General features: G+C 48.2%; 18 protein-coding genes and 1 other RNA gene. 13 read left to right on the top strand and 6 right to left on the bottom strand.

The genetic code is table 11. From position 1 onward, the window contains the following. The first annotated feature begins 33 nt into the window (after window positions 1-33). The 3 genes from BBP27_RS03515 (at window position 34) to trmB (ending at window position 3,300) form a co-directional block, all read left to right on the top strand. Entirely contained in the window at window positions 34-1,794 is a 1,761-nt protein-coding gene (locus BBP27_RS03515; protein WP_070822254.1) for a histidine kinase, read from the top strand. Next, window positions 1,791-2,447 carry a response regulator gene (locus BBP27_RS03510; protein ID WP_003746785.1) on the top strand — a complete coding sequence of 219 codons (657 nt, stop codon included), beginning with the start codon at window positions 1,791-1,793 and terminating at the stop codon, window positions 2,445-2,447. The genes BBP27_RS03515 and BBP27_RS03510 overlap by 4 nt, the downstream gene beginning before the upstream one ends. Window positions 2,448-2,583: 136 nt before the next feature. After that, window positions 2,584-3,300, top strand: a complete 717-nt coding sequence (gene trmB / locus BBP27_RS03505; RefSeq protein WP_070608339.1) for a tRNA (guanosine(46)-N7)-methyltransferase TrmB — start codon at window positions 2,584-2,586, stop codon at window positions 3,298-3,300. A gap of 59 nt (window positions 3,301-3,359) precedes the next feature. Here trmB and ilvA read toward each other — a convergent pair whose 3' ends face one another. Next, window positions 3,360-4,883: a threonine ammonia-lyase, biosynthetic gene (ilvA, locus tag BBP27_RS03500; protein ID WP_188211720.1), complete on the bottom strand. Its 1,524-nt coding sequence runs from the start codon at window positions 4,881-4,883 to the stop codon at window positions 3,360-3,362. 200 nt (window positions 4,884-5,083) lie between these two features. Here ilvA and BBP27_RS03495 point away from each other — a divergent pair, with 200 nt between their 5' ends. After that, window positions 5,084-6,301 (top strand): D-alanyl-D-alanine carboxypeptidase family protein, encoded by a 1,218-nt coding sequence (locus tag BBP27_RS03495; RefSeq protein ID WP_188211719.1) that lies wholly within the window; start codon window positions 5,084-5,086, stop codon window positions 6,299-6,301. A gap of 105 nt (window positions 6,302-6,406) precedes the next feature. On the opposite strand, the gene BBP27_RS03490 is transcribed toward BBP27_RS03495, so the two are convergent. The 3 genes from BBP27_RS03490 to BBP27_RS03480 form a co-directional block, all read right to left on the bottom strand. After that, entirely contained in the window at window positions 6,407-9,025 is a 2,619-nt protein-coding gene (locus BBP27_RS03490) for a calcium-binding protein (RefSeq protein ID WP_188211718.1), read from the bottom strand. A gap of 306 nt (window positions 9,026-9,331) precedes the next feature. Further along, window positions 9,332-9,592 carry a hypothetical protein gene (locus BBP27_RS03485; protein ID WP_188211717.1) on the bottom strand — a complete coding sequence of 87 codons (261 nt, stop codon included), beginning with the start codon at window positions 9,590-9,592 and terminating at the stop codon, window positions 9,332-9,334. 9 nt (window positions 9,593-9,601) lie between these two features. Then, the gene (locus BBP27_RS03480) at window positions 9,602-11,230 is read right to left on the bottom strand and encodes an ABC-F family ATPase (RefSeq protein ID WP_188211716.1); all 1,629 of its coding nucleotides are present in this window, start codon (window positions 11,228-11,230) and stop codon (window positions 9,602-9,604) included. A 186-nt stretch (window positions 11,231-11,416) separates the two neighbouring features. On the opposite strand from BBP27_RS03480, the gene BBP27_RS03475 reads away from it, so the two are divergent. The 5 genes from BBP27_RS03475 (at window position 11,417) to BBP27_RS03455 (ending at window position 15,086) form a co-directional block, all read left to right on the top strand. Next, on the top strand, window positions 11,417-11,611 hold the full coding sequence (locus BBP27_RS03475; protein ID WP_036493670.1) for a hypothetical protein: 195 nt from the start codon (window positions 11,417-11,419) through the stop codon (window positions 11,609-11,611). A gap of 13 nt (window positions 11,612-11,624) precedes the next feature. Beyond that, a complete protein-coding gene (locus BBP27_RS03470) occupies window positions 11,625-12,074 on the top strand; it encodes a DUF4124 domain-containing protein (RefSeq protein WP_188211715.1) in 450 nt (149 codons plus the stop codon). A gap of 160 nt (window positions 12,075-12,234) precedes the next feature. Then, the gene (cysT, locus tag BBP27_RS03465) at window positions 12,235-13,071 is read left to right on the top strand and encodes a sulfate ABC transporter permease subunit CysT (RefSeq protein ID WP_004520580.1); all 837 of its coding nucleotides are present in this window, start codon (window positions 12,235-12,237) and stop codon (window positions 13,069-13,071) included. Between the two features lie 84 nt (window positions 13,072-13,155). Further along, window positions 13,156-14,016: a sulfate ABC transporter permease subunit CysW gene (gene cysW / locus BBP27_RS03460; protein WP_188211714.1), complete on the top strand. Its 861-nt coding sequence runs from the start codon at window positions 13,156-13,158 to the stop codon at window positions 14,014-14,016. Next, window positions 14,013-15,086 carry a sulfate/molybdate ABC transporter ATP-binding protein gene (locus BBP27_RS03455; RefSeq protein WP_188211713.1) on the top strand — a complete coding sequence of 358 codons (1,074 nt, stop codon included), beginning with the start codon at window positions 14,013-14,015 and terminating at the stop codon, window positions 15,084-15,086. Before cysW ends, BBP27_RS03455 begins: the two co-directional genes overlap by 4 nt. A 54-nt stretch (window positions 15,087-15,140) precedes the next feature. Here the strand turns inward: BBP27_RS03455 and ung are convergent, their stop codons facing one another. Then, on the bottom strand, window positions 15,141-15,800 hold the full coding sequence (gene ung, locus BBP27_RS03450) for a uracil-DNA glycosylase (RefSeq protein ID WP_188211712.1): 660 nt from the start codon (window positions 15,798-15,800) through the stop codon (window positions 15,141-15,143). Window positions 15,801-15,992: 192 nt separating this feature from the next. On the opposite strand from ung, the gene BBP27_RS03445 reads away from it, so the two are divergent. The 4 genes from BBP27_RS03445 to BBP27_RS03430 all read left to right on the top strand — a co-directional run bounded on the left by BBP27_RS03445 (window position 15,993) and on the right by BBP27_RS03430 (window position 19,626). Beyond that, window positions 15,993-17,255 (top strand): multifunctional CCA addition/repair protein, encoded by a 1,263-nt coding sequence (locus BBP27_RS03445; RefSeq protein WP_188211711.1) that lies wholly within the window; start codon window positions 15,993-15,995, stop codon window positions 17,253-17,255. After that, entirely contained in the window at window positions 17,255-17,866 is a 612-nt protein-coding gene (locus tag BBP27_RS03440) for a hypothetical protein (protein WP_188211710.1), read from the top strand. The genes BBP27_RS03445 and BBP27_RS03440 overlap by 1 nt, the downstream gene beginning before the upstream one ends. 63 nt (window positions 17,867-17,929) lie before the next feature. Beyond that, a complete protein-coding gene (locus tag BBP27_RS03435) occupies window positions 17,930-18,241 on the top strand; it encodes a hypothetical protein (protein WP_188211709.1) in 312 nt (103 codons plus the stop codon). Between the two features lie 167 nt (window positions 18,242-18,408). Further along, window positions 18,409-19,626, top strand: coding sequence for a uracil-xanthine permease family protein (locus BBP27_RS03430; protein WP_188211708.1), 1,218 nt, complete (start codon window positions 18,409-18,411; stop codon window positions 19,624-19,626). 121 nt (window positions 19,627-19,747) lie between these two features. Here the strand turns inward: BBP27_RS03430 and ffs are convergent. Continuing rightward, an RNA gene (gene ffs, locus BBP27_RS03425) (signal recognition particle sRNA small type) lies at window positions 19,748-19,844 on the bottom strand. Window positions 19,845-19,923 lie beyond the last annotated feature (79 nt).

Genomic DNA, 19,923 nt, shown 5'->3' with positions numbered 1-19,923 from the left:
TAAGATTATCGGATTAGTCTTCCTGCGTGCTTTATGCGTTTATTCTCCGGATCTTCAGACGGCCTGAGCCTGTCCTCGCGTTTAAAACTGCTGACTGTGTTATGGGTCGGCTCGGCTTTTTTATCGATTGCCTTTACCTTGTTGCTTTCTTGGCGTTTGGAAAGCGCGGCCAAAACGATTGAAGATGCGGGCAGCTTGAAAATGCAGGTGTATCGTTTGGCTTATATGGCAAGCGTCCGTACGCCCAATGCGCAAATTGACAACCAAATCAAAGAATTTGAACGTACGCTGGCCAATGTAACGCAAAGCGATGCCATTCATCCGCTGATTCCGTCACAAATGCCGCTGGCTTACGATTTGATCCAATCGATGCTGTTGATCGATTGGGAATCCAACATCAAGCCTTCTTTGCAACATTACGAGCGGCCAACCCAAATCGGTCTGTACCGCTTTGCCGGAAATATCGAGCTGTTTTTACAGGCGATGGAAAACGCCAATGAGCAAAATACTTTGTGGCTGCGCCGTTTTCAAATGGCGATGATGCTGATGATTTTAGTGGCTGCCGGCTTGATGATTGTTTGGCATTATTCGTGGATCATCCGGCCGCTGGAAAAACTGCGCGACGGGGTGGAAACCATCAGCGAAGGTCGTTTCGGGGTGCAAATCGATACAGACCAAATTCGTGAATTCGCCCAAGTCAGCAAGGGTTTCAACCAAATGAGCCGCCGTCTGAAAACGCTTTATACGGATTTGGAAGGACAGGTTGCCCAACAAACCCAAGACTTGGCCCGGCAAAACCGTGATTTGACCCTGCTCTACCAGACTACGCGCAACCTGCACCAAACCTTTACGCCGCAACAGGCCGCAGAAGAATTTTTGGCTCAGATTCTTCCGGCGTTTTCCGCCTTGGGCGGTACGGTTTATCTTTCCGATGAAGAACGCAAACGCTCTGACTTGGCGGCAAGCGTTGGTGAAACCGAAGAGGGAAATCGTGTAGAATTCCCAATCGTTTACCAAGACGAACAGCTCGGCGTATTGGCCCTGTATTTTTCAGACGGCCATATGCCCAATGAGCAAGATGAAAAATTGTTGCAGACTTTAAGCGGGCAGCTGGGGATTTCCATTGCCAACAACCGCATGGAACAAGAACGCCGCCTGCTTGCCGTCTTGCAGGAACGAAACTTAATTGCACAAGGTTTACATGACAGCATTGCGCAAGCCCTGACCTTTTTGAATTTGCAGGTGCAAATGTTGGAAAGCGCGTTTGCTTCAAACCAACGCGAGCAGGCTGAAGAAAACATCAGCTTCATTAAAGACGGCGTGCAGGAATGCTATGAAGACGTCCGCGAGCTGCTGATGAATTTCCGCACCAAAATCAGCAATAAAGATTTTCCTGAAGCGGTAGAATCGCTGCTGGCGCGTTTTGAACGGCAAACCGGTATCCCGGTTGATTTAAAATGGCAGGACGACGGCCAGGCATTGAATTATGATGAACACTTGCAAATCATCTTCATCTTGCAGGAAAGCCTGTCCAACATCCGGAAACACGCGCGTGCGCAACATGTCAGCGTCGAAATTGCCAACCACGGCGATTTTGTCATGAAGATTCAGGACGACGGCGCAGGCTTTAATCAAGAACACTTATCAAACCGGCCTTCAGGCGAACATGTCGGCTTGGGCATTATGCAGGAACGTGCCCAACGGATTAACGCACAATTGGCCATTACATCGCAGATTGGGCAAGGTACGGCAGTGATGCTGACTTTGCCGCAACAAATGAGAACAGCATCATGACGATTAAAATTACCCTTATTGACGACCACACCCTGTTTCGCAGCGGCATCAAAGCCCTGCTCTCCCGCCAGCCCGATTTTGAAGTCGTCGGCGAAGCTTCAGACGGCCTGGCCGGCGTAAAAATGGTCGAACAGCTCAAGCCTGACGTAGTTTTGCTGGACTTGGATATGCCGGTCATGAACGGCCGCGAAGCACTGGCTCAAATTTTGAGCATCAATCCGCAACTGACCGTCATCATGCTGACTGTTTCCGAAGACAGCGACGACTTGACCGAATGTATGCGTATGGGTGCAAAAGGCTTTTTGCTGAAAAACATCAACGCCGACTTCCTCTTGGAAAGCATCCGCAAGGCCGTTGACGGAGACAATGTCTTCTCTCCAGAAATGACCAGCCGCTTGGTGCAATCGCTGATTTCCCCTTCTCCTTCCCGCTCCGACCACCTGCTGGCGCAGCTGACCCCGCGCGAAATGGAAATCTTGGGCTACCTTGCCGCCGGACACAGCAATAAAATCATTGCCCGCCATTTAAACTTGGCTGAGTCAACCGTCAAAGTGCATGTTCAGAACCTGTTGCGCAAGCTGAATCTAAGCAGCCGCGTTCAGGCTGCGGTTTATGCGGTGCAACACAAAGTACCGCAACCGGAATTGTCTTAAAAAGGCCGTCTGAAACCTTGTTGTAGAAAGGTTTCAGATAAAGCGTTTATTCGCTATAATCATGCCGATTTATACGCAGGGTTGTCTGATTTTTCAGACGGCCTTTTTATTTGATTTCTCACTGATTTAAAACGATATGTCCGAAAACATTCCAGAAAATACGCCCGAAAATACCGTTCCAGAAGAACACAAACGCAGCATCCGCAGTTTCGTCTTGCGCCAAGGCCATATGACAGCGGCTCAACAGCGCGCCATCGATACGATGTGGCCGCAATTCGGTGTGGACTTCCAAGAAGCCCCTTTGGATTTGAACCGCACTTTTGGACGGGACAACCCTAAAGTTTTGGAAATCGGTTTCGGTATGGGCGTCGCAACGGTGGAAATCGCCAAACGTCTGCCCGATACCGACTTTTTAGCGATTGATGTTCACGGCCCGGGCGTCGGTAATATCTTGAAGCTGATTGAGGAAGAACACATTTCCAATATCCGCGTTATGCGTCATGATGCAGTGGAAGTAGTAGAAAAGATGCTGGAAGACGGTTCTTTAGACGGTATTCATATTTTCTTCCCCGACCCTTGGCACAAAAAACGCCACAACAAACGCCGCTTGGTGCAAGTGCCGTTTGTTGAAAAGCTGCTGCCCAAACTCAAAAGCGGCGGCTACGTCCACATGGCGACCGATTGGGAAGAATACGCCGTGCAAATGCTGGAAGTTTTGAGCAGTTTCGATGCTTTGCAAAACACGGCTGCCGATTACGCCCCTACGCCTGATTATCGTCCTGAAACCAAGTTTGAAGCCCGAGGCAAGCGATTGGGTCATGGCGTTTGGGACTTGGTGTTCCGCAAAAAATAATCCAAAACTTAAAACACAAGGCCGTCTGAAAAGTTTCAGACGGCCTTTTATCTTACTGATTAAGCCAAGAAAAGTTTATAGGCCGGATTGTCGGTTTCTTCTTTATAGACATAACCCAAGCTATCTAAGAAGTCGGCAAAAGCCTCATTGTCGCTTTCCGGCACATCGATACCGACCAAAATACGGCCATAGTCTGCGCCATGGTTGCGGTAATGGAATAAAGTAATATTCCACTCGGCACGCATATGGTTCAAGAAACGGGACAACGCACCCGGGCGCTCAGGAAATTCAAAGCTGACCAAACGTTCGTTGGCTACTTTTTCCGTACGGCCGCCGACCATGTAACGGATATGGATTTTGGCGATTTCATCATTGGTCAAATCGACATTGGGCAAGCCTGCTTCAGTCAGTTGTTCACTGATGACGGCTAAGTCTTGCGCACCGGCAGTTTGCAAGCCGACAAAAATATGCGCATTTTTATCGCTGCCGTAGCGATAGTTGAACTCAGTAATGTTCCGGCTTCCCAACAAATTGATAAACTTCAGGAAGCTGCCCTTTTCTTCGGGAATGGTAACGGCAAAAATGCCTTCGTTGCCCTCACCCAGCTCACTGCGCTCCGAAACGTGGCGTAAGCGGTGGAAGTTCATATTGGCGCCGCTGGTGACGGCAACCAGGTTTTGACCTTGGATATTGTTTTTCGCAACGTAAGCCTTCAGGCCGGCAAGTGCCAATGCGCCCGCAGGCTCGGTAATGCTGCGCGTATCGTCAAAAATATCTTTAATCGCGCCGCACAACATATCCGTATTGACCGTAATAATCTCGTCCAGCAGCTCTTTACACAGGCGGAAGGTTTCATCACCGACAACCTTAACCGCTGTGCCGTCTGAAAACAGGCCAACATCTTTCAAATGTACGATTTCCCCTGCTTCTACCGATTGCTTCATGCAGCAAGAGTCATCGGTTTGCACGCCAATCACTTTAATCTCAGGGCAAACCTGTTTGATAAATGCCGCTACACCTGCTGCCAAACCGCCGCCGCCAATCGGAACAAAAATCGCATTGATATTGCGGTGTTGACGGAGGATTTCCATGCCGATGGTTCCCTGACCGGCAATCACATCCGGATCATCAAACGGCGCAATATAGGTCAGCTTTTCCTTTTCTGCCAACTCCATCGCATAATCATAGGCATCATTGTAAGAAACGCCTTTCAATACCACTTCGCCGCCACGGCTCTTAACCGCGTCAATTTTAATTTTGGGCGTTGTTTCCGGCATCACGATGACGGCGCGGCAACCCAAATATTGCGCCGACAAAGCCACACCCTGCGCATGGTTGCCCGCGCTGGCAGCAATCACGCCGCAATCCAAGGCTTCTTTCGGCAGCTTCGCCATTTTGTTGTACGCACCGCGGATTTTGAACGAAAACACCGGCTGCAAATCTTCGCGCTTGAGCAAAACCTGATTGTTCAGACGGCCTGACAGACTGCGCGCCAAGTCCAAAGGCGTTTCTATGGCCACATCATAAACGGAAGCGGTCAAAATACGGGTCAGATAATCGGAAAGAGGAAGAGGATGGTTCATGGTATTCAGTGTTCTAAATAAATTGTCATTCGGCCGAATCGGCCTGAGGAAAAAGTTAAAACCATACCCCTGAGGCCGTCTGAAGGCAAGAAAAATCTTAGCAAAGCCTGAATGAAACGGTATAATGTCCGCTTACTATCTATTTAGTATGCCAAACTGTTTACTCAATAACAGTATCCACCCATATTCAAATTTACAAAATGATGAAAAAAACGCTACTTAGCTTAATTTTTGCTGCCCTCCTGAATACCCACGCCCTTGCCGCCGACCCGGTTGCCTCCGCACCTGCCGTACAAGGTGAGGCACAGCCGCAGCCATTGTTGCACAGCATCAACAGCCCGACAACGCCGCCGGAAATCACGGCGACCGCCTACATCGTTACCGACCTGCACAGCAAGCAAACCTTGGCATCCAACAATGCCGACGCGCCTATCGAACCTGCCGCGTTGACACAAATGATGACTGCCTACCTTGCCTTTAAAGCATTAGAAAACGGTACACTTGAAGCAAGCCAAATGCTGACCGTTTCCAATGCCGCATGGAAAGTCGAAGGTTCGCGTATGTTCCTCGACCCCAAAGTGCCTGTCAGCGTCAGCTCCTTAATTAAGGGGACAACCATCCAATCGGCCAACGATGCCGCCATCACCCTTGCAGAAGCCATCGGCAACGGCTCCATCGATGAATTCGTCAAACAAATGAATGAAGAAGCCAAACGCTTGGGCATGAAGCACACCCACTTCAACAACCCGACCGGCATTTCTTCTAACGGCCATGTTTCAACCGTTGGCGACCTGGCCATTTTGGCAGCCGCACTGATCAACGACTATCCAAAATACTATCCTTTGTTTGCAAACAAATCTTTCAAATACAATAATATCGAGCAGCCCAACCGAAACCTTCTGCTCTATCGCGACAGCAGTATCGACGGTTTGAAAACCGGCTATTCTGAAGGCGCAGGCTATCACCTTGCTGCTTCCAGCAAACGCAACAACCGCCGCATCGTTTCCATTCTTGCCGGTGCAGAATCCACCGAAGCGCGCGCCAGTGAAAGCAGCAAACTGCTCAACTGGGCGTTGCAGGCATTTGATACGCCCAAACTTTATAACGGCGGAGAAGTAATTTCCCAAGTCAAAGTTTACAAAGGCAGCACCAAAGCCGTAGACATCGGTTTCTTGGACGATGTTTACATTACCATCCCCCACGATACCGGCAAAAACGTCAAACCAATCTTAGAAACACTTCAGCCCGTCCTCGCCCCAATTGAAAAAGGCCAAGTATTGGGCAAACTGAAAGTCATGAAAGACGGCAAAGTCATTGCCGAAAAAGACGTCGTCGCGCTAAACGGTGTGGAAGAAGGCAGCTGGCTGCGCCGTATGTGGGATGCGATTGAGTTGTGGTTTAAAGGTTTATTCAGTTAATTCTCTTCTAAACAATCAACCATAACAAGATAAGCAACAAAAAGGCCGTCTGAAATCTGTTTTCCAGTTTTCAGACGGCCTTTATTCAGCCTAAAAGACAGCTAATTAAATGATTCCAGCGTTGGCGGCAGATGCTGCGTCATCGTGAACATCAGCCGTATTGACAGACGAGTAGCTCATGCGCTCAGTGTGCGTATTGACGGCTGACAAATGACTGATATTGCCGTTACCTGACAATCTACCCATCAACTCTTGCAGGCTCAATGTACCTTCATCGAAACGGAAGGTATCAATCACAGCATCAGTTTTACCGGAAACGAATTGGTCATTGATGGTTATGCTGTCCCCTTCTGATCCCTTGATGGTAATTTTCCAATCAGTATTGCCTCGAACATCGGTGGCAACATCAATGTGCAGGTCATTAACAGAGATATTTTGGCCGAATTGCAACGCATTGTGTTCGCCCACATTATCGATAATCGTATCCTTACCTTCTCCAAGGCTGAAAACATAAGTATCGGCACCCTTGCCGCCAACCAAGTAATCGGTTCCTTGTCCGCCGAACAAAACGTCGTCGCCATCACCGCCATTCAAATAGTCATCGCCACTTTCTCCCCATAGGGTATCATTACCATTTCCCCCATAGACAGAGTCATTACCCATACCGCCATTGAGACGATCGTCTCCATCATAACCGGAAATGATGTCATTACCTGAATCGCCGTTAATCATATCATGGCCCGAACCTCCTCTGATACGGTCATTACCATCGCCGCCGCTGATAGAATTGTTGCCATTTCCTGTAATAGTAATGATGTCATCACCTCCCCAGGCATAGATAGTGTTATTACCATTTTTACCATCAATTCTGTCAATACCACTCGTACCATCGATATGATCATCCGCTTGCGTACCTTTAATATTGGTTACAGTTACAGTTTCATATCCAGGAGTATTACCATGAATATATGATTTATCAATAACATAGCGTTTTTCTTCATAAATAGATGTTGTGACATGGTCTGCATCACTCGCTACTATATTATTTCCACTAACTGCATCATTTGCATTAATAAAAACTGTAGTATCATTTATTGATGTATTAAGATCATCAAGTATGGTATTACGAATTGTTGTAATGTCTCGTTTCGACAAATTATCAATAATCGTATTTCCTTCAATTCTAATATTATTTAGTTCCCCTCTTAGTGGCATATTATGAATCTTATCTTCATAGTCTCGGCCCTCTTCTAAATCAATAGAACCTTTAATACGACCATAAGCATCGGTATTAGTACCATTACTAACAAATAAATTATTATGAATGTTAATACCTGGATCGTTAAGATCAAAATTATGGCCGCTGAATACAGTATTAACTCGTACGCCACTCCAATTGGCATTATCTTTGATAAGGTTATTGGCTACTTCATGACCTTTGCCGCCAAAGATACCAATACCGGCCGCACGCCAGCCTAATTCAACGGTATTATTCAAAAAGTGATTGTTTTCAGCAACATGGGCATTAGTATTCTCATGATGACTTGACCATGTCGCTAAGTTATCATCACCATTGCCACGGATATTGGAATTGATAACGGTGGAATTACTGGTACCTTGGGCAAAGTTAACACCATCTGCCAAGTTATTGCGAATAGTGGCATTAGAAATAGTCAAACCATCAGTGTAATTTAAAGGTTTGTTTTGAGAATAATCTCCAATCCATACGCCAGCTTCAAAATGTTCGATTTTGATATCGTGAATAGAAGAGCCGGTACCTAAAGTACCGGATATACCTTTGTAATTGGCTTTCTCATCATATCTTGAGTTTAGATTTGAATCCATAGAGAGATTACCAAAATCTATATTGTTACTACCAGATACGAAATCAATACCGCCACCACCTTTGACATAATTACCGTTTTTATCATATTTAGCAGCTTCTGTATTCAAAAAATGTAACTTAGTGTGCCATTGCCCTGCACCGGTAATCTTAATGCCATCAGGAACATAAAGAGAAATCGGTCGTGAAAAATCAAATTGACCTTCAGGAATGTAAACAGATTTTTTAGACGCTTTGGCAGATTCAATCGCAGCCATGAATGCTTGGTAATCATCCGAGCCGTCATTGGCAATTGCGCCGAAATCAGTAATGCTAACACTGTTTGCAGGCTGCTTAATGGCATCCGGTGCTTTTTCCAAATCAACCAAGTCAATGCCTACGGGCGTGCTGTCGAGATTAGTGATGGTAACTGTATCTCCTTTATTGATATGGGCATCTTTAAATAATTGGCTGACTTCGTCAAATTGGAAACGGGCAAGCCTATCTGCCGCAGGCGTATCATGAACTTTAATATCGCCATCCGGATGATGTTTATAGTTATCCAAATATTGCCAGTTAGATTTGGAAGACAAATCCAAAGTACCGATCACTGTATTATTGACTTTGACTTCTACTTTACCGCTTTCACCGTCAGGGACGGTATAACGGATGGTTACTGCATTGGCATCTGCTTGTGCAATAAATGACACAGATGCATTAGTCGGCAAATCAACATATGCCTGACCGCTTGCTTCACGGGCAGTTGCGTGTTCTGCCTCTGAAGAAGGGGCATTTTTAACAACACCGTTTTTCAGTTCACCTTGTTCTGCCTCATAAGTCGTATAGCCAAGTTTGGCACCATATTGAGAGGCATTGGGTACTACTGTTTTAATGTTTACCATTTAATATATTCCTTCAAAAATGTCGTAATATTGAGTTATTCTTTTGCAAAAAGCTTTTATTAGTCATAATTTTGGCATAAAAGTTCAATATACTATTGTTTAATTTTGAAAAGAAAATGCCGTCTGAAAATATAGAAATTTTCAGACGGCATCTCAATGCCTTATTAGATTGTTGATAAAGATTTAAGCCAAACCTTTTTTTCCAGATATCTTTCAATTACCTGTTTATATTCAGATGTATCATTCAATTCAATGATTCATATGGATATTTTCTTCTAGCAAGTACATACTATCTAGAACCTTAATTTACTGTGACTTATCCTTTTGCCATGCTTTGTATGAACGAATGGCTAAAATCAGGCAGGCAATCCAAATTATGCCCAAGAAGCCCCAAACGCCGGTTGCACCAAACTCATTAAATAACCAAGCCACTGCTCGGCCTTTACGAGAAGCATGTTCAGTGTCGACAACATTTACAGCGTCTCCAAGCGTAATGTACCAGCCCAATACAGGCAACACGATTAGCGCAAGCAGGTTTTGTAGTAGTTTTTTAAGATGTGCATTCATATTGTTTCCTTACAAAACTCCTTTTTTCTCCAGATAGCTTTCGTAATCGCCCAAGTAGTGTTCATATCCGCCTTTGCCATCCAATTCAATGATTTGGGTAGCCAGTGAAGATACAAACTGACGGTCGTGCGATACGAAAATCAGCGTACCGTTGTATTTTTCCAGCGCCATGTTCAGCGATTCGATGCTTTCCATGTCCATGTGGTTGGTCGGTTCGTCCATAACCAAGACATTGGGTTTCAACAGCAACAGTTTGCCATAAAGCATACGGCCTTTTTCACCACCGGAAAGAACCTTCACTTTTTTCACAACATCGTTGCTGCCGAAGAGCAAGCGGCCCAAAGTGCCGCGGATGACTTGTTCGTCATCGCCTTCCTGGCCCCATTGACGCATCCATTCAGTCAAATCCATATCAACGTCGAAGTCGTTTTCATGGTCTTGCGGATAGTAGCCGACACTGGCTTTTTCTGCCCATTTGATGGTGCCTTCGTCCGGCAACAGGCCGTCTGAATATTCGGGGTTGTACGCGCCGGCCAAAAGTTTCAACAGGGTAGATTTACCTGCGCCGTTCGGGCCGATGATGGCAAGGCGTTGACCGGCTTCAAGGATGAAGTTCAGGTTTTTAAACAACTGGGTTTCAAAACGTTTGGCCAGTTTTTCAACTTCCACAGCCTGACGGTGCAACTTGGCTTTTTCATCGGCTTCAAAACGGATATACGGGTTTTGACGGGTAGAAGGCTTGACTTCGACCATCTCCGATTTGATTTTGTCTGCTTGTTTCAGACGGCTGGTTGCCTGACGGGCTTTGGATTTGTTCGCAGAGAAGCGGGCGACAAACTCTTGCAGCTCTTGCAGTTTCTCTTTGGCTTTGGCGTTGTCTTTCAGGGCGCGCTCACGCGATTGGGCGGAAGCGAGCATATAGTCGTCGTAGTTACCCGGATAGATGGTGATGGTGTTGTAGTCCAAATCCGCCATGTGGGTGCAGACTTCGTTTAAAAAGTGACGGTCGTGCGAGATGATAATCATGGTGGAGTCGTATTGGTTCAACACGCCTTCCAGCCAGCGGATGGTATTGATGTCCAAGTTATTGGTCGGTTCGTCCAAGAGCAATACATCAGGTTTGGAGAACAGGGCTTGCGCCAGTAATACACGCAGCTTGAAGCCCGGGGCAACTTCCGCCATGGTCGCATTGTGCAAATCTTCGGAAATACCCACGCCGCTCAACAGTTCGGCGGCGCGCGCTTCGGCGGTATAGCCGTCGTATTCTGCGAACTTGGCTTCCAGTTCGGCGGCTTTCATGTAATCGTCTTCGGTGGCTTCGAGGTTGGCGTAAATCGCGTCGCGTTCGGTCATCGCCGCCCACATTTCGGTGTGCCCCATCATCACCACGTCCAGCACGCGCATGTCTTCGTAGGCAAATTGGTCTTGACGCAATTTACCCAAGCGTACGCCGTTTTCAATCGCGACTTCGCCCGCAGTCTGTTCCAAATCGCCACCGAGGATTTTCATGAAGGTGGATTTGCCCGAACCGTTCGCGCCGATCAAGCCGTAGCGGTTGCCTTCGCCGAACTTGACGGATACGTTTTCAAACAGCGGCTTTGCGCCGAACTGCATGGTGATGCCGTTGGTAGAAATCATTATTCGTAAAACCTTTATAAATAGAATGTTATAATCGGACGCGATTGTAGCATATTTTTGCAAAGACCTCAGGATTGAGGCCATGGCAAATGTGCCCAATACCCGATACAAGATGAAAACAGGCAACGCTTCGCGCCAAAACGCGTTGTAGTCAGCATCTTAGGCCGTCTGAAACGGAGAAACGATATGGAAACGCACAAAATCTATTACGCCGTGATTATTTTGGTATGTGCCGCCTCCATGCTGCTCAGCCCGTTTTTCTATATCCGCCGCACGCGCTCAGGCTCCGAATTGCGGCGCGCGCCCAGACAGTGGAAACCCATCCTCTTCGCCAACATCATCATGATTGCGGCTTTGTTTGTTTGGTGGAAATGGTTTTAAGGAAAAATAAAAAATGAACAAAATCTGGATCAGCACATTACTGCTCACTTTGACAACTGCAGTTTTCGCCGCGCCTATTTTTGAATGTACCGATTCTGCCGGCCGCAAAGTCTATACCCAAGCAGGCGGCAAAAACTGCAAAGCCAGCAATATCGGCAAACCGTCCGTATATACTTCTGCGCCTGTTTCAACACCGGTAACGCCGACTTCCCCCAGCAAAACCGAGCAGGCGGAAGAAGCCGTCTCCCCGGTCAATCCGGCTGACATCGGCGCAGCCAAGCGTGCTTTGGATACCGCTAAGAAAAATTTGGAAGAAGGCAAAAAAGTGCGTTATGGCAATGAACGCAACTATGCCCGTTATCTCGAACGGATCAACGGTTTGGAAAAAGCCGTCCGCTCGGCTCAGGAAAACTACGATGCAGCGCAACGCCAGCCTGCATCTCAAGATCCTGTTGCCTATTGATACTTACCACACCAGCAAGGCCGTCTGAAATTTGATGTTCAGACGGCCTTTTCATCTCTTCAATATAACAAAATCGTCTTTATACCAAACAAAGCATTCTTTCCAGTTTCCAGACGGCCTTGTTAAAGTAAGCGCGTATTAAATTTTGACGGTTGCCATTATGTTGTTACTCAAAACGCCTTCTGTATTGCCGGGTTTCAAGCTCAGCCTGGGTTTAACGGTTTTATGCCTGTCGCTTTTGGTGGTTTTGCCGTTTGCCATGATGGCGGCCAAAGCGGCGGAAATCGGCTGGAGCGGATTTTGGAACACGATTACCGAACCCAATGTCTTGGCGGCTGTCTGGCTGAGCTTGCGGATGTCGTTTTATGCGATGTTGACCAATATCGTGTTCGGTACATTGGTTGCCTGGGTATTGGTGCGCTATGAATTTCCGGGCAAAGGATTGGTAAATGCTTTGGTCGATTTGCCGTTTGCGCTGCCGACGGCGGTAACAGGCATTGCGTTGGCAACCCTATATGCGCCCAATGGCTGGATAGGCCGTTTTTTCGAGCCTTTGGGCATCAAAATCGCCTTTACACCTACCGGCATCTGGATTGCGCTGATTGTCGTCAGCCTGCCCTTTATCGTCCGCGCCGTTCAGCCGGTATTGGAAGAATTGTCGGGCGAGTATGAAGAAGCGGCGGCAACTTTGGGCGCAAGTCGTTGGACTACTTTCCGCCGCGTCCTTTTGCCTGAAATCACGCCGGCCCTGCTGACCGGTGCAGGCATGATGTTTGCCCGCTCTACTGGCGAATACGGCTCGGTCATCTTTATCGCAGGCAATATTCCGATGGTGTCTGAAATCCTACCCTTGATTATTACCGGCAAGCTGGAGCAATACGATGCTCAGGGCGCATCTGCCGTCGCTCTGTTTATGCTGATGATTTCGTTTGTCATTTTGCTGATTTTAAACATTATGCAATGGACTTTAAGCCGCCGCGCCGGAGCGAGGGTTTAACAAACAACAGGCCGTCTGAAACATTAAGCAAACATTTTTCAGACGGCCCAAACAGATACAAGAATAAATTGAGACTACCCTACCATGAAAACCCATTCCACCAATCCAAATTTGAGCGAACCGCGTTGGCTGCGCGTATTGCTGACCACTACCGCCTTGGGCTTTCTGCTGCTGATGCTGGTCGTGCCTTTGGTTGCCGTATTCTATGAAGCCTTAAAAGGCGGTTGGGATTTGTACCTGCAATCTTTGATCGATCCCGAGGCATGGTCTGCCATCAAATTAACGCTGATTACCGCGCTGATTGTCGTTCCCGTCAATGCCGTCTTGGGCGTGGCGATGGCGTGGCTGCTGACCCGTTTTGATTTTCGCGGCAAGCAGTTGCTGACTACCCTGCTCGATTTGCCGTTTTCCGTATCGCCCGTGGTGGCCGGTTTGATGTTCGTCTTATTGTTCGGCGCGCACACGGCGTTGGGCGGCTGGCTCGAAGCGCAAGGCATACAGATTATCTTCGCCATCCCCGGCATTATTTTGGCGACGCTGTTCGTTACCTTCCCCTTTGTTGCGCGCGAAATCATTCCTTTAATGCAGGCGCAGGGCGACAGCGAAGAACAGGCTGCTTTGATACTCGGCGCAAACGGCTGGCAGATGTTTTGGCGCGTTACCCTGCCCAACATCAAATGGGCGCTGCTCTACGGCATCATTCTTACCAATGCCCGCGCGATGGGCGAGTTCGGCGCAGTCAGCGTGGTATCGGGGCACATTCGCGGCGAAACCAACACCATTCCGCTTTTGGTCGAAATCTTCTACAACGAATACAACTTCACCGGCGCATTCGCCCTCTCCGGCGTATTGGCACTTTTAGCCTTGGCCACCTTGCTGGTGCAAAACATCATTACCAAATTACAAGATAAAAAACTCGCCGCCGCCGAAAGGAACGCAGCATGAGCATCACTATTCAAAACTTAAACAAACACTTCGGCAGTTTCCACGCGCTGAAAAACATCAACCTCAACGTCCCCACCGGCAAACTCGTTTCCCTGCTCGGCCCCTCCGGCTGCGGCAAAACCACGCTCCTGCGCATCATCGCCGGACTGGAAAACGCCGACGGCGGCAATATCCTGTTTGACGGGCAAGACGTAACCACCAAGCATGTGCGCGAGCGCAAAGTCGGTTTCGTGTTCCAACACTACGCCCTCTTCCGCCACATGAACGTGTTTGACAACGTCGCCTTCGGTTTGACCATATTGCCCAAGTCCGAACGCCCGTCCAAAGAACAAATCCGCGCCAAAGTCGAAGAATTGCTCAAACTCGTACAACTCTCCCACCTCGCCAAATCCTATCCGCACCAGCTCTCCGGCGGGCAACGCCAACGCATCGCCCTCGCCCGCGCCCTCGCCGTCGAACCCAAACTCCTGCTCCTGGACGAACCCTTCGGCGCGCTGGATGCCAAAGTGCGCAAAGAATTGCGTACCTGGCTGCGCGACATCCATCATAACCTAGGCGTAACCAGCATTCTGGTGACGCACGACCAAGAAGAAGCCCTCGAAGTTTCCGACGAAATCGTCGTCATGAACCACGGCAAAATCGAGCAAACCGGCAGCGCCGAAGCCATTTACCGCAAACCCGAAAACGCCTTCGTTACCGAATTTCTCGGCGAAACCGACGCATTTGAAGGCAGAATCGAAAAAGGCATCTGGCACTACAACGGCTTCGCGTGGAAATTGGACGCGCACTACAAATGGCAGGAACAAACCGCCACCGGCTACATCCGCCCGCACGAATGGCAGCTTGCCGCCGAACACGAAACCCCGATGATCCGCGCCGAAATCGAAAAAATCCACGCCGTCGGGGCATTGACGCATATTCTGGTGAAACACGACAAACAAGACGTGCATATCACGCTGGCAGGCAGCGATGCCGCGCGTTACCAAATCACCGAAGGCAAAGAATTGAAGCTGATTCCGAAACAGGTTTATGTCTTCTCTCAAAACGAGCTGATTGAATATTCGATTTGAGACTAAAGCATAAGGCCGTCTGAAAATCTGCTTTCAGACGGCCTTTCATCTTATTTAAACCTGCCAATCAATCGGCTCTAAACCACGCTCCTGCAAATAAGCGTTTGCCTGCGAAAAATGTTTGCAGCCGAAAAAGCCGCGATATGCCGACAAGGGCGAAGGATGCGGCGCGGTCAGCACCAAATGACGGTTGCGGTCGATAAACGCGCCTTTCTTCTGCGCATGGCTGCCCCACAACATAAAGACTAAATGCTCGCGCTCCTTATCCAATTGTCGGATGACTTCATCGGTAAATGTCTCCCAACCGAAGGTCGCATGAGAATGCGCCACACCGGCGCGGACAGTCAACACCGTGTTCAACAGCAATACGCCCTGTTCCGCCCAATGCTGCAAATAGCCGTGTTGCGGAATCTGAAATCCCTCAATATCCGTCGCCAGCTCTTTATAAATATTGACCAACGACGGCGGCACCGCAATTTCGGGTTGCACGGAAAACGCCAAACCATGCGCCTGCCCCGCACCGTGATACGGGTCTTGCCCCAAAATCACAACCTTTACACTTCCAAACTCTGTCGTCCGAAAGGCATTGAATACATCGCGCTCAGGCGGATAAACGGTTATCCCCGCCTGCCTTTCGTGGCGCACCTTCTCCAAAATCGTTTGAAAATATGCCTTTTCTTTTTCCGCACCAATCGCCTCGTGCCAAGTTTGCATTATTTGCCGCTCCGTATTTGAATGGGCTTATTATAAAGGATATGCTGCATAACGATATGGTTTGTTGCCGCCACCGGACTGAAGATTATCGACAGCAACAAGCCTAAAGCGTCATAATAGCGTTCTGACTCAGGCCGTCTGAAAACCCAATACGGCTTTTCAGACGGCCTTTTTATATCGTTCGATTTTTATATGAATACACAAACCATAAAAACCTATCTTGTCGGCGGCGCCGTCCGCGACCATCTTTTAGGCCTGCCCGTCAAAGACCGCGACTGGGTAGTCGTCGGTGCAGATGCGCAAACCATGTTGGCTCAAGGCTATCAACCTGTCGGCAAAGATTTTCCCGTCTTTCTCCATCCGGACAGCCACGAAGAATACGCCCTCGCCCGTACCGAGCGTAAAACTGCCAAAGGCTATGCCGGATTCAGCTTTCATGCCGATAAAGACGTTACGCTGGAACAAGACCTGATGCGCCGCGACCTGACCATCAATGCCATGGCTCAGGATTCAGACGGCACGATCATCGATCCCTTTGGCGGACAACAAGATTTGGCGGCCGGCATCCTGCGCCACGTTTCGCCCGCCTTTGCCGAAGATCCCGTGCGAATTTTGCGTATCGCCCGTTTTGCCGCGCGTTATGGTTTTCAAATTGCCGATGAAACCATGTCGCTGATGCGGCAAATGGTAGAAAACGGCGAAGCGGATGCCTTGGTTGCCGAACGCGTCTGGCAGGAATTGGCCAAAGGCTTGATGGAAAAAAATCCGCGCCGAATGATTGAAGTTTTGCGCGAATGCGGCGCACTCAAAGTCTTACTGCCCGAACTTGACGCCCTTTTCGGCGTACCGCAACGCGCCGATTATCATCCTGAAATCGACAGCGGTATTCATACGCTGATGGTTGTACAACGAGCCGCCGAGATGAACCTGTCCCTCGCCGAACGCTATGCCGCTTTATTGCACGACTTGGGCAAGGCAAAAACACCGGCCGATATCCTGCCGAAACACTACGAACACGACATCAACGGTGTCGAACCCGTCCGCGAAGTCAATCAACGCCTGCGCACGCCCAAACACTGCGCCGAGCTTGCCGAACTCGTCTGCCGCTGGCACATCATGTTCCACCAAGTCGGGCAGTTCAAAAGCAAAACCATTTTGAAGGTTTTGAAAAAAACCGATGCATTCCGCCGCCCCGAACGTTTTCAGACGGCCTTAAACGTCTGCGTGGCCGACAAACAAGGCCGTCTGAACCTTGAAGACACACCCTATCCGCAACGCGAACACTGGCTGGCTTTACTTGAAGCTGCCAACCAAGTAGATGCAGGCAAAATTGCTACCGAGTGCCGCGCGCAAGGCAAAGCGCACCTTATTGCCGAAGAAATCGACCGAGCACGTTTGGCACAAATTACACCGCTGCAAAAAGCGTATCAGGCAGACAAATTAGGAGGCTATTGATGACATCTTCGCGTTATAAAATCAAACAAACACCAAGCAAAATTATCTTGTCAGCAAAAATTATACGAAACCGACTCAGACTTCTATTAACTTGTAGAGACCTTGTAATCTTACTATTAATATTGGCAAACATTCCAAATTTAAACTTTGAATCAGCATTTAATATCATACTCCTTATATTTTTGGGTCTGCTTTTTTGCCAAGGTATTTATGACTTACTGTGGCAACTTTTTGGACAAGAACATATTCATGTTCAAAATGGGATACTTTCACATCAATTCACGCTATTTGGATTGGGAAAAGGTAAAAAATTTTCACTCGTAGAAATATCGCAATGGCAGCCACATGAGAACTATGCAAATACAGAAAACACTAAAATCACACTACATAATTATTTGAGCCAGAGAAGAAATAAATCCATCATCTCCAGTCCCTTACGAAAACCAAATAACAAACAAGGTGCATGGTCATTTGTTTATCATGGGGAAACCATACACATCGGTGAATTTTTTTATAGCGAAGATTGCCAAGCAATTAACTCGAAATTAAACAGCTTAATGCCAAAAAAAGCCAAAACAGAGACACTTTTCAAACCAGAAAACGACCTTTAAAACAATCACCACAATATCCGCTATAATCCGCATCTTGACCATCTTATTTCAACAATAAAAATCATGACCATCCAGACCGATTTACTTCACGAAAAAATCAGCAATGAAGATTATCAACGCCTCATTGTCCAACATAGCAAATCTTTCAGCGACGGCGAAATCCGCCTATTGAATGAAATTTTGGAAAAATTTGAATTTGATGTCGTACAGGCGCAGGCATTGGCGCAAGCGGTGATGCAGCAGGTGCGCTTTGACCCCAATGCCTACCATATCGACAGCGACGACGAAGACACCACAGGCATCTGCCCCCACTGCATCAATCCGCCCATGCCGCCCCTGCGTGATTATCTGGTTTGGCGCGAAACACGCGGCTAAAAATTTTCCTAATCGATTTTGATAAGTTACTAACCATTCGCTATCGAATAAGGCCGTCTGAACAGGTGTCATCGTTACATTTGTTCAGACGGCCTTTTGTAAATAAATGTTCACAATTAGGATAAATCAGTATAATCTGCGCCGTTTGAATTTTCTTCGGAGCTTTTATGAATCAGCTTAAAACGGCGGTAGCCGGTGCGCAGATTTTGTTTGTCGCATTCGGTGCCATGGTGCTTGTGCCGCTTCTGACGGGACTGAACCCGGCTTTGGCATTATTGGGCGCAGGCTTGGGCACCTTGTTGTTCCAATTGGTTACCAAACGTAAAGTGCCGATTTTCCTCGGCTCTTCTTTTGCCTTTATTGCACCGATTATCTACTCCATCGGCGAATGGGGCCTGCCTTCTACCATGTTCGGTCTGTTTGCGGCCGGCTTCATGTACTTTGTTTTTGCCGCATTGATCAGATGGCGTGGTCTGGATGCGGTACACAAGCTGTTGCCGCCCGTGGTTATCGGCCCGGTGATTATGGTAATCGGCTTGTCCGTGGCCGCTGCAGCCAGCAGCATGGCTATGGGTCAATCAGGCGGCAAACAGGTCATCGACTATATCGACTCGCTGATTCTGTCCGGCTTTACCTTTGCGGTAACCGTCATTGTTTCTGTCTTCGGCAGCAAAATGATGAAGCTGATTCCGATTCTGATCGGCGTAGCTTCCGGCTATGTGTTGGCTTTGATCATGGGCTTGGTCGACACCGGCGCCATCATCAACGCTCCTTGGTTTGCCGTTCCTCATTTTGAAACACCTCAAGTCAACTGGCAGGCTGCCCTGTTTATGCTGCCCGTTGCCATCGCTCCAGCCATCGAACACATCGGCGGCATCATGGCCATCGGCAATGTAACCGGCAAAAACTACACCAAAGACCCGGGCTTGGACAAAACCCTCGCAGGCGACGGCTTGGGCGTCTGCGTGGCCGGTTTGATCGGCGGCCCTCCTGTGACCACTTACGGGGAAGTGACCGGCGCGGTGATGATTACCAAAAACAGCAACCCCGTCATTATGACTTGGGCGGCAATTTTTGCGATTTGCATGGCGTTTTTCGGTAAATTCAACGCGTTTTTGGCTTCGATCCCCATGCCGGTTATGGGCGGTATTATGTTGCTGCTGTTCGGTACTATCGCTTCTTTGGGCATCAAAACATTGATTGATGCGAAAGTCGATTTGATGCAGCCGAAAAACCTGGTTATCGTCAGCTCCGTATTGACGACCGGCATCGGCGGCATGATTATCAAAGTAGGTACTTTGAGCTTCGCCGGTGTAGGTTTGTGTGCCGTATTGGCCATTATCCTGAACTGTGTTTTGCCCAATACAAAATCAGAAGAAGCATAAATAGTTTGCTCATAAACTCAAAGGCCGTCTGAAAATGAGATTTCAGACGGCCTTTTGATTATTACCGCTTTATACAATGAAAAATGCCGGAGACTCAATCATCTCCGGCATTTTTGAATAAGGTGGCGAGCCGAACCCCCGGCACTGGCTCATCAGAGTGGGCTGCTGGCTTCCGCCCCTGACCCGGTGTTCCGAATTACCATGCGGGGAGACCCGCCGTAGAAGAAAAGCATTATAGCGGTTTTACAGAAAAACTCAAGCGATAAAATCTGTCAGGCCGTCTGAAAACCATCTGCA

Origin of the sequence: Neisseria sp. RH3002v2g (assembly GCF_014596425.2) — a bacterium.
Lineage (GTDB): Bacteria > Pseudomonadota > Gammaproteobacteria > Burkholderiales > Neisseriaceae > Neisseria.
The sequence above is the reverse complement of the archived record's forward strand: the minus strand, read 5'-3'. Positions and strand labels throughout refer to the sequence as shown.

What these genes read in the sequence shown, in the direction of transcription:
- BBP27_RS03515 (WP_070822254.1), top strand. Translation starts at nt 34, where the DNA reads ATGCGTTTATTCTCCGGATCTTCAGACGGCCTGAGCCTGTCCTCGCGT.
- BBP27_RS03510 (WP_003746785.1), top strand. Translation starts at nt 1,791, where the DNA reads ATGACGATTAAAATTACCCTTATTGACGACCACACCCTGTTTCGCAGC.
- trmB (WP_070608339.1), top strand. Translation starts at nt 2,584, where the DNA reads ATGTCCGAAAACATTCCAGAAAATACGCCCGAAAATACCGTTCCAGAA.
- ilvA (WP_188211720.1), bottom strand. Translation starts at nt 4,883, where the DNA reads ATGAACCATCCTCTTCCTCTTTCCGATTATCTGACCCGTATTTTGACC.
- BBP27_RS03495 (WP_188211719.1), top strand. Translation starts at nt 5,084, where the DNA reads ATGATGAAAAAAACGCTACTTAGCTTAATTTTTGCTGCCCTCCTGAAT.
- BBP27_RS03490 (WP_188211718.1), bottom strand. Translation starts at nt 9,025, where the DNA reads ATGGTAAACATTAAAACAGTAGTACCCAATGCCTCTCAATATGGTGCC.
- BBP27_RS03485 (WP_188211717.1), bottom strand. Translation starts at nt 9,592, where the DNA reads ATGAATGCACATCTTAAAAAACTACTACAAAACCTGCTTGCGCTAATC.
- BBP27_RS03480 (WP_188211716.1), bottom strand. Translation starts at nt 11,230, where the DNA reads ATGATTTCTACCAACGGCATCACCATGCAGTTCGGCGCAAAGCCGCTG.
- BBP27_RS03475 (WP_036493670.1), top strand. Translation starts at nt 11,417, where the DNA reads ATGGAAACGCACAAAATCTATTACGCCGTGATTATTTTGGTATGTGCC.
- BBP27_RS03470 (WP_188211715.1), top strand. Translation starts at nt 11,625, where the DNA reads ATGAACAAAATCTGGATCAGCACATTACTGCTCACTTTGACAACTGCA.
- cysT (WP_004520580.1), top strand. Translation starts at nt 12,235, where the DNA reads ATGTTGTTACTCAAAACGCCTTCTGTATTGCCGGGTTTCAAGCTCAGC.
- cysW (WP_188211714.1), top strand. Translation starts at nt 13,156, where the DNA reads ATGAAAACCCATTCCACCAATCCAAATTTGAGCGAACCGCGTTGGCTG.
- BBP27_RS03455 (WP_188211713.1), top strand. Translation starts at nt 14,013, where the DNA reads ATGAGCATCACTATTCAAAACTTAAACAAACACTTCGGCAGTTTCCAC.
- ung (WP_188211712.1), bottom strand. Translation starts at nt 15,800, where the DNA reads ATGCAAACTTGGCACGAGGCGATTGGTGCGGAAAAAGAAAAGGCATAT.
- BBP27_RS03445 (WP_188211711.1), top strand. Translation starts at nt 15,993, where the DNA reads ATGAATACACAAACCATAAAAACCTATCTTGTCGGCGGCGCCGTCCGC.
- BBP27_RS03440 (WP_188211710.1), top strand. Translation starts at nt 17,255, where the DNA reads ATGACATCTTCGCGTTATAAAATCAAACAAACACCAAGCAAAATTATC.
- BBP27_RS03435 (WP_188211709.1), top strand. Translation starts at nt 17,930, where the DNA reads ATGACCATCCAGACCGATTTACTTCACGAAAAAATCAGCAATGAAGAT.
- BBP27_RS03430 (WP_188211708.1), top strand. Translation starts at nt 18,409, where the DNA reads ATGAATCAGCTTAAAACGGCGGTAGCCGGTGCGCAGATTTTGTTTGTC.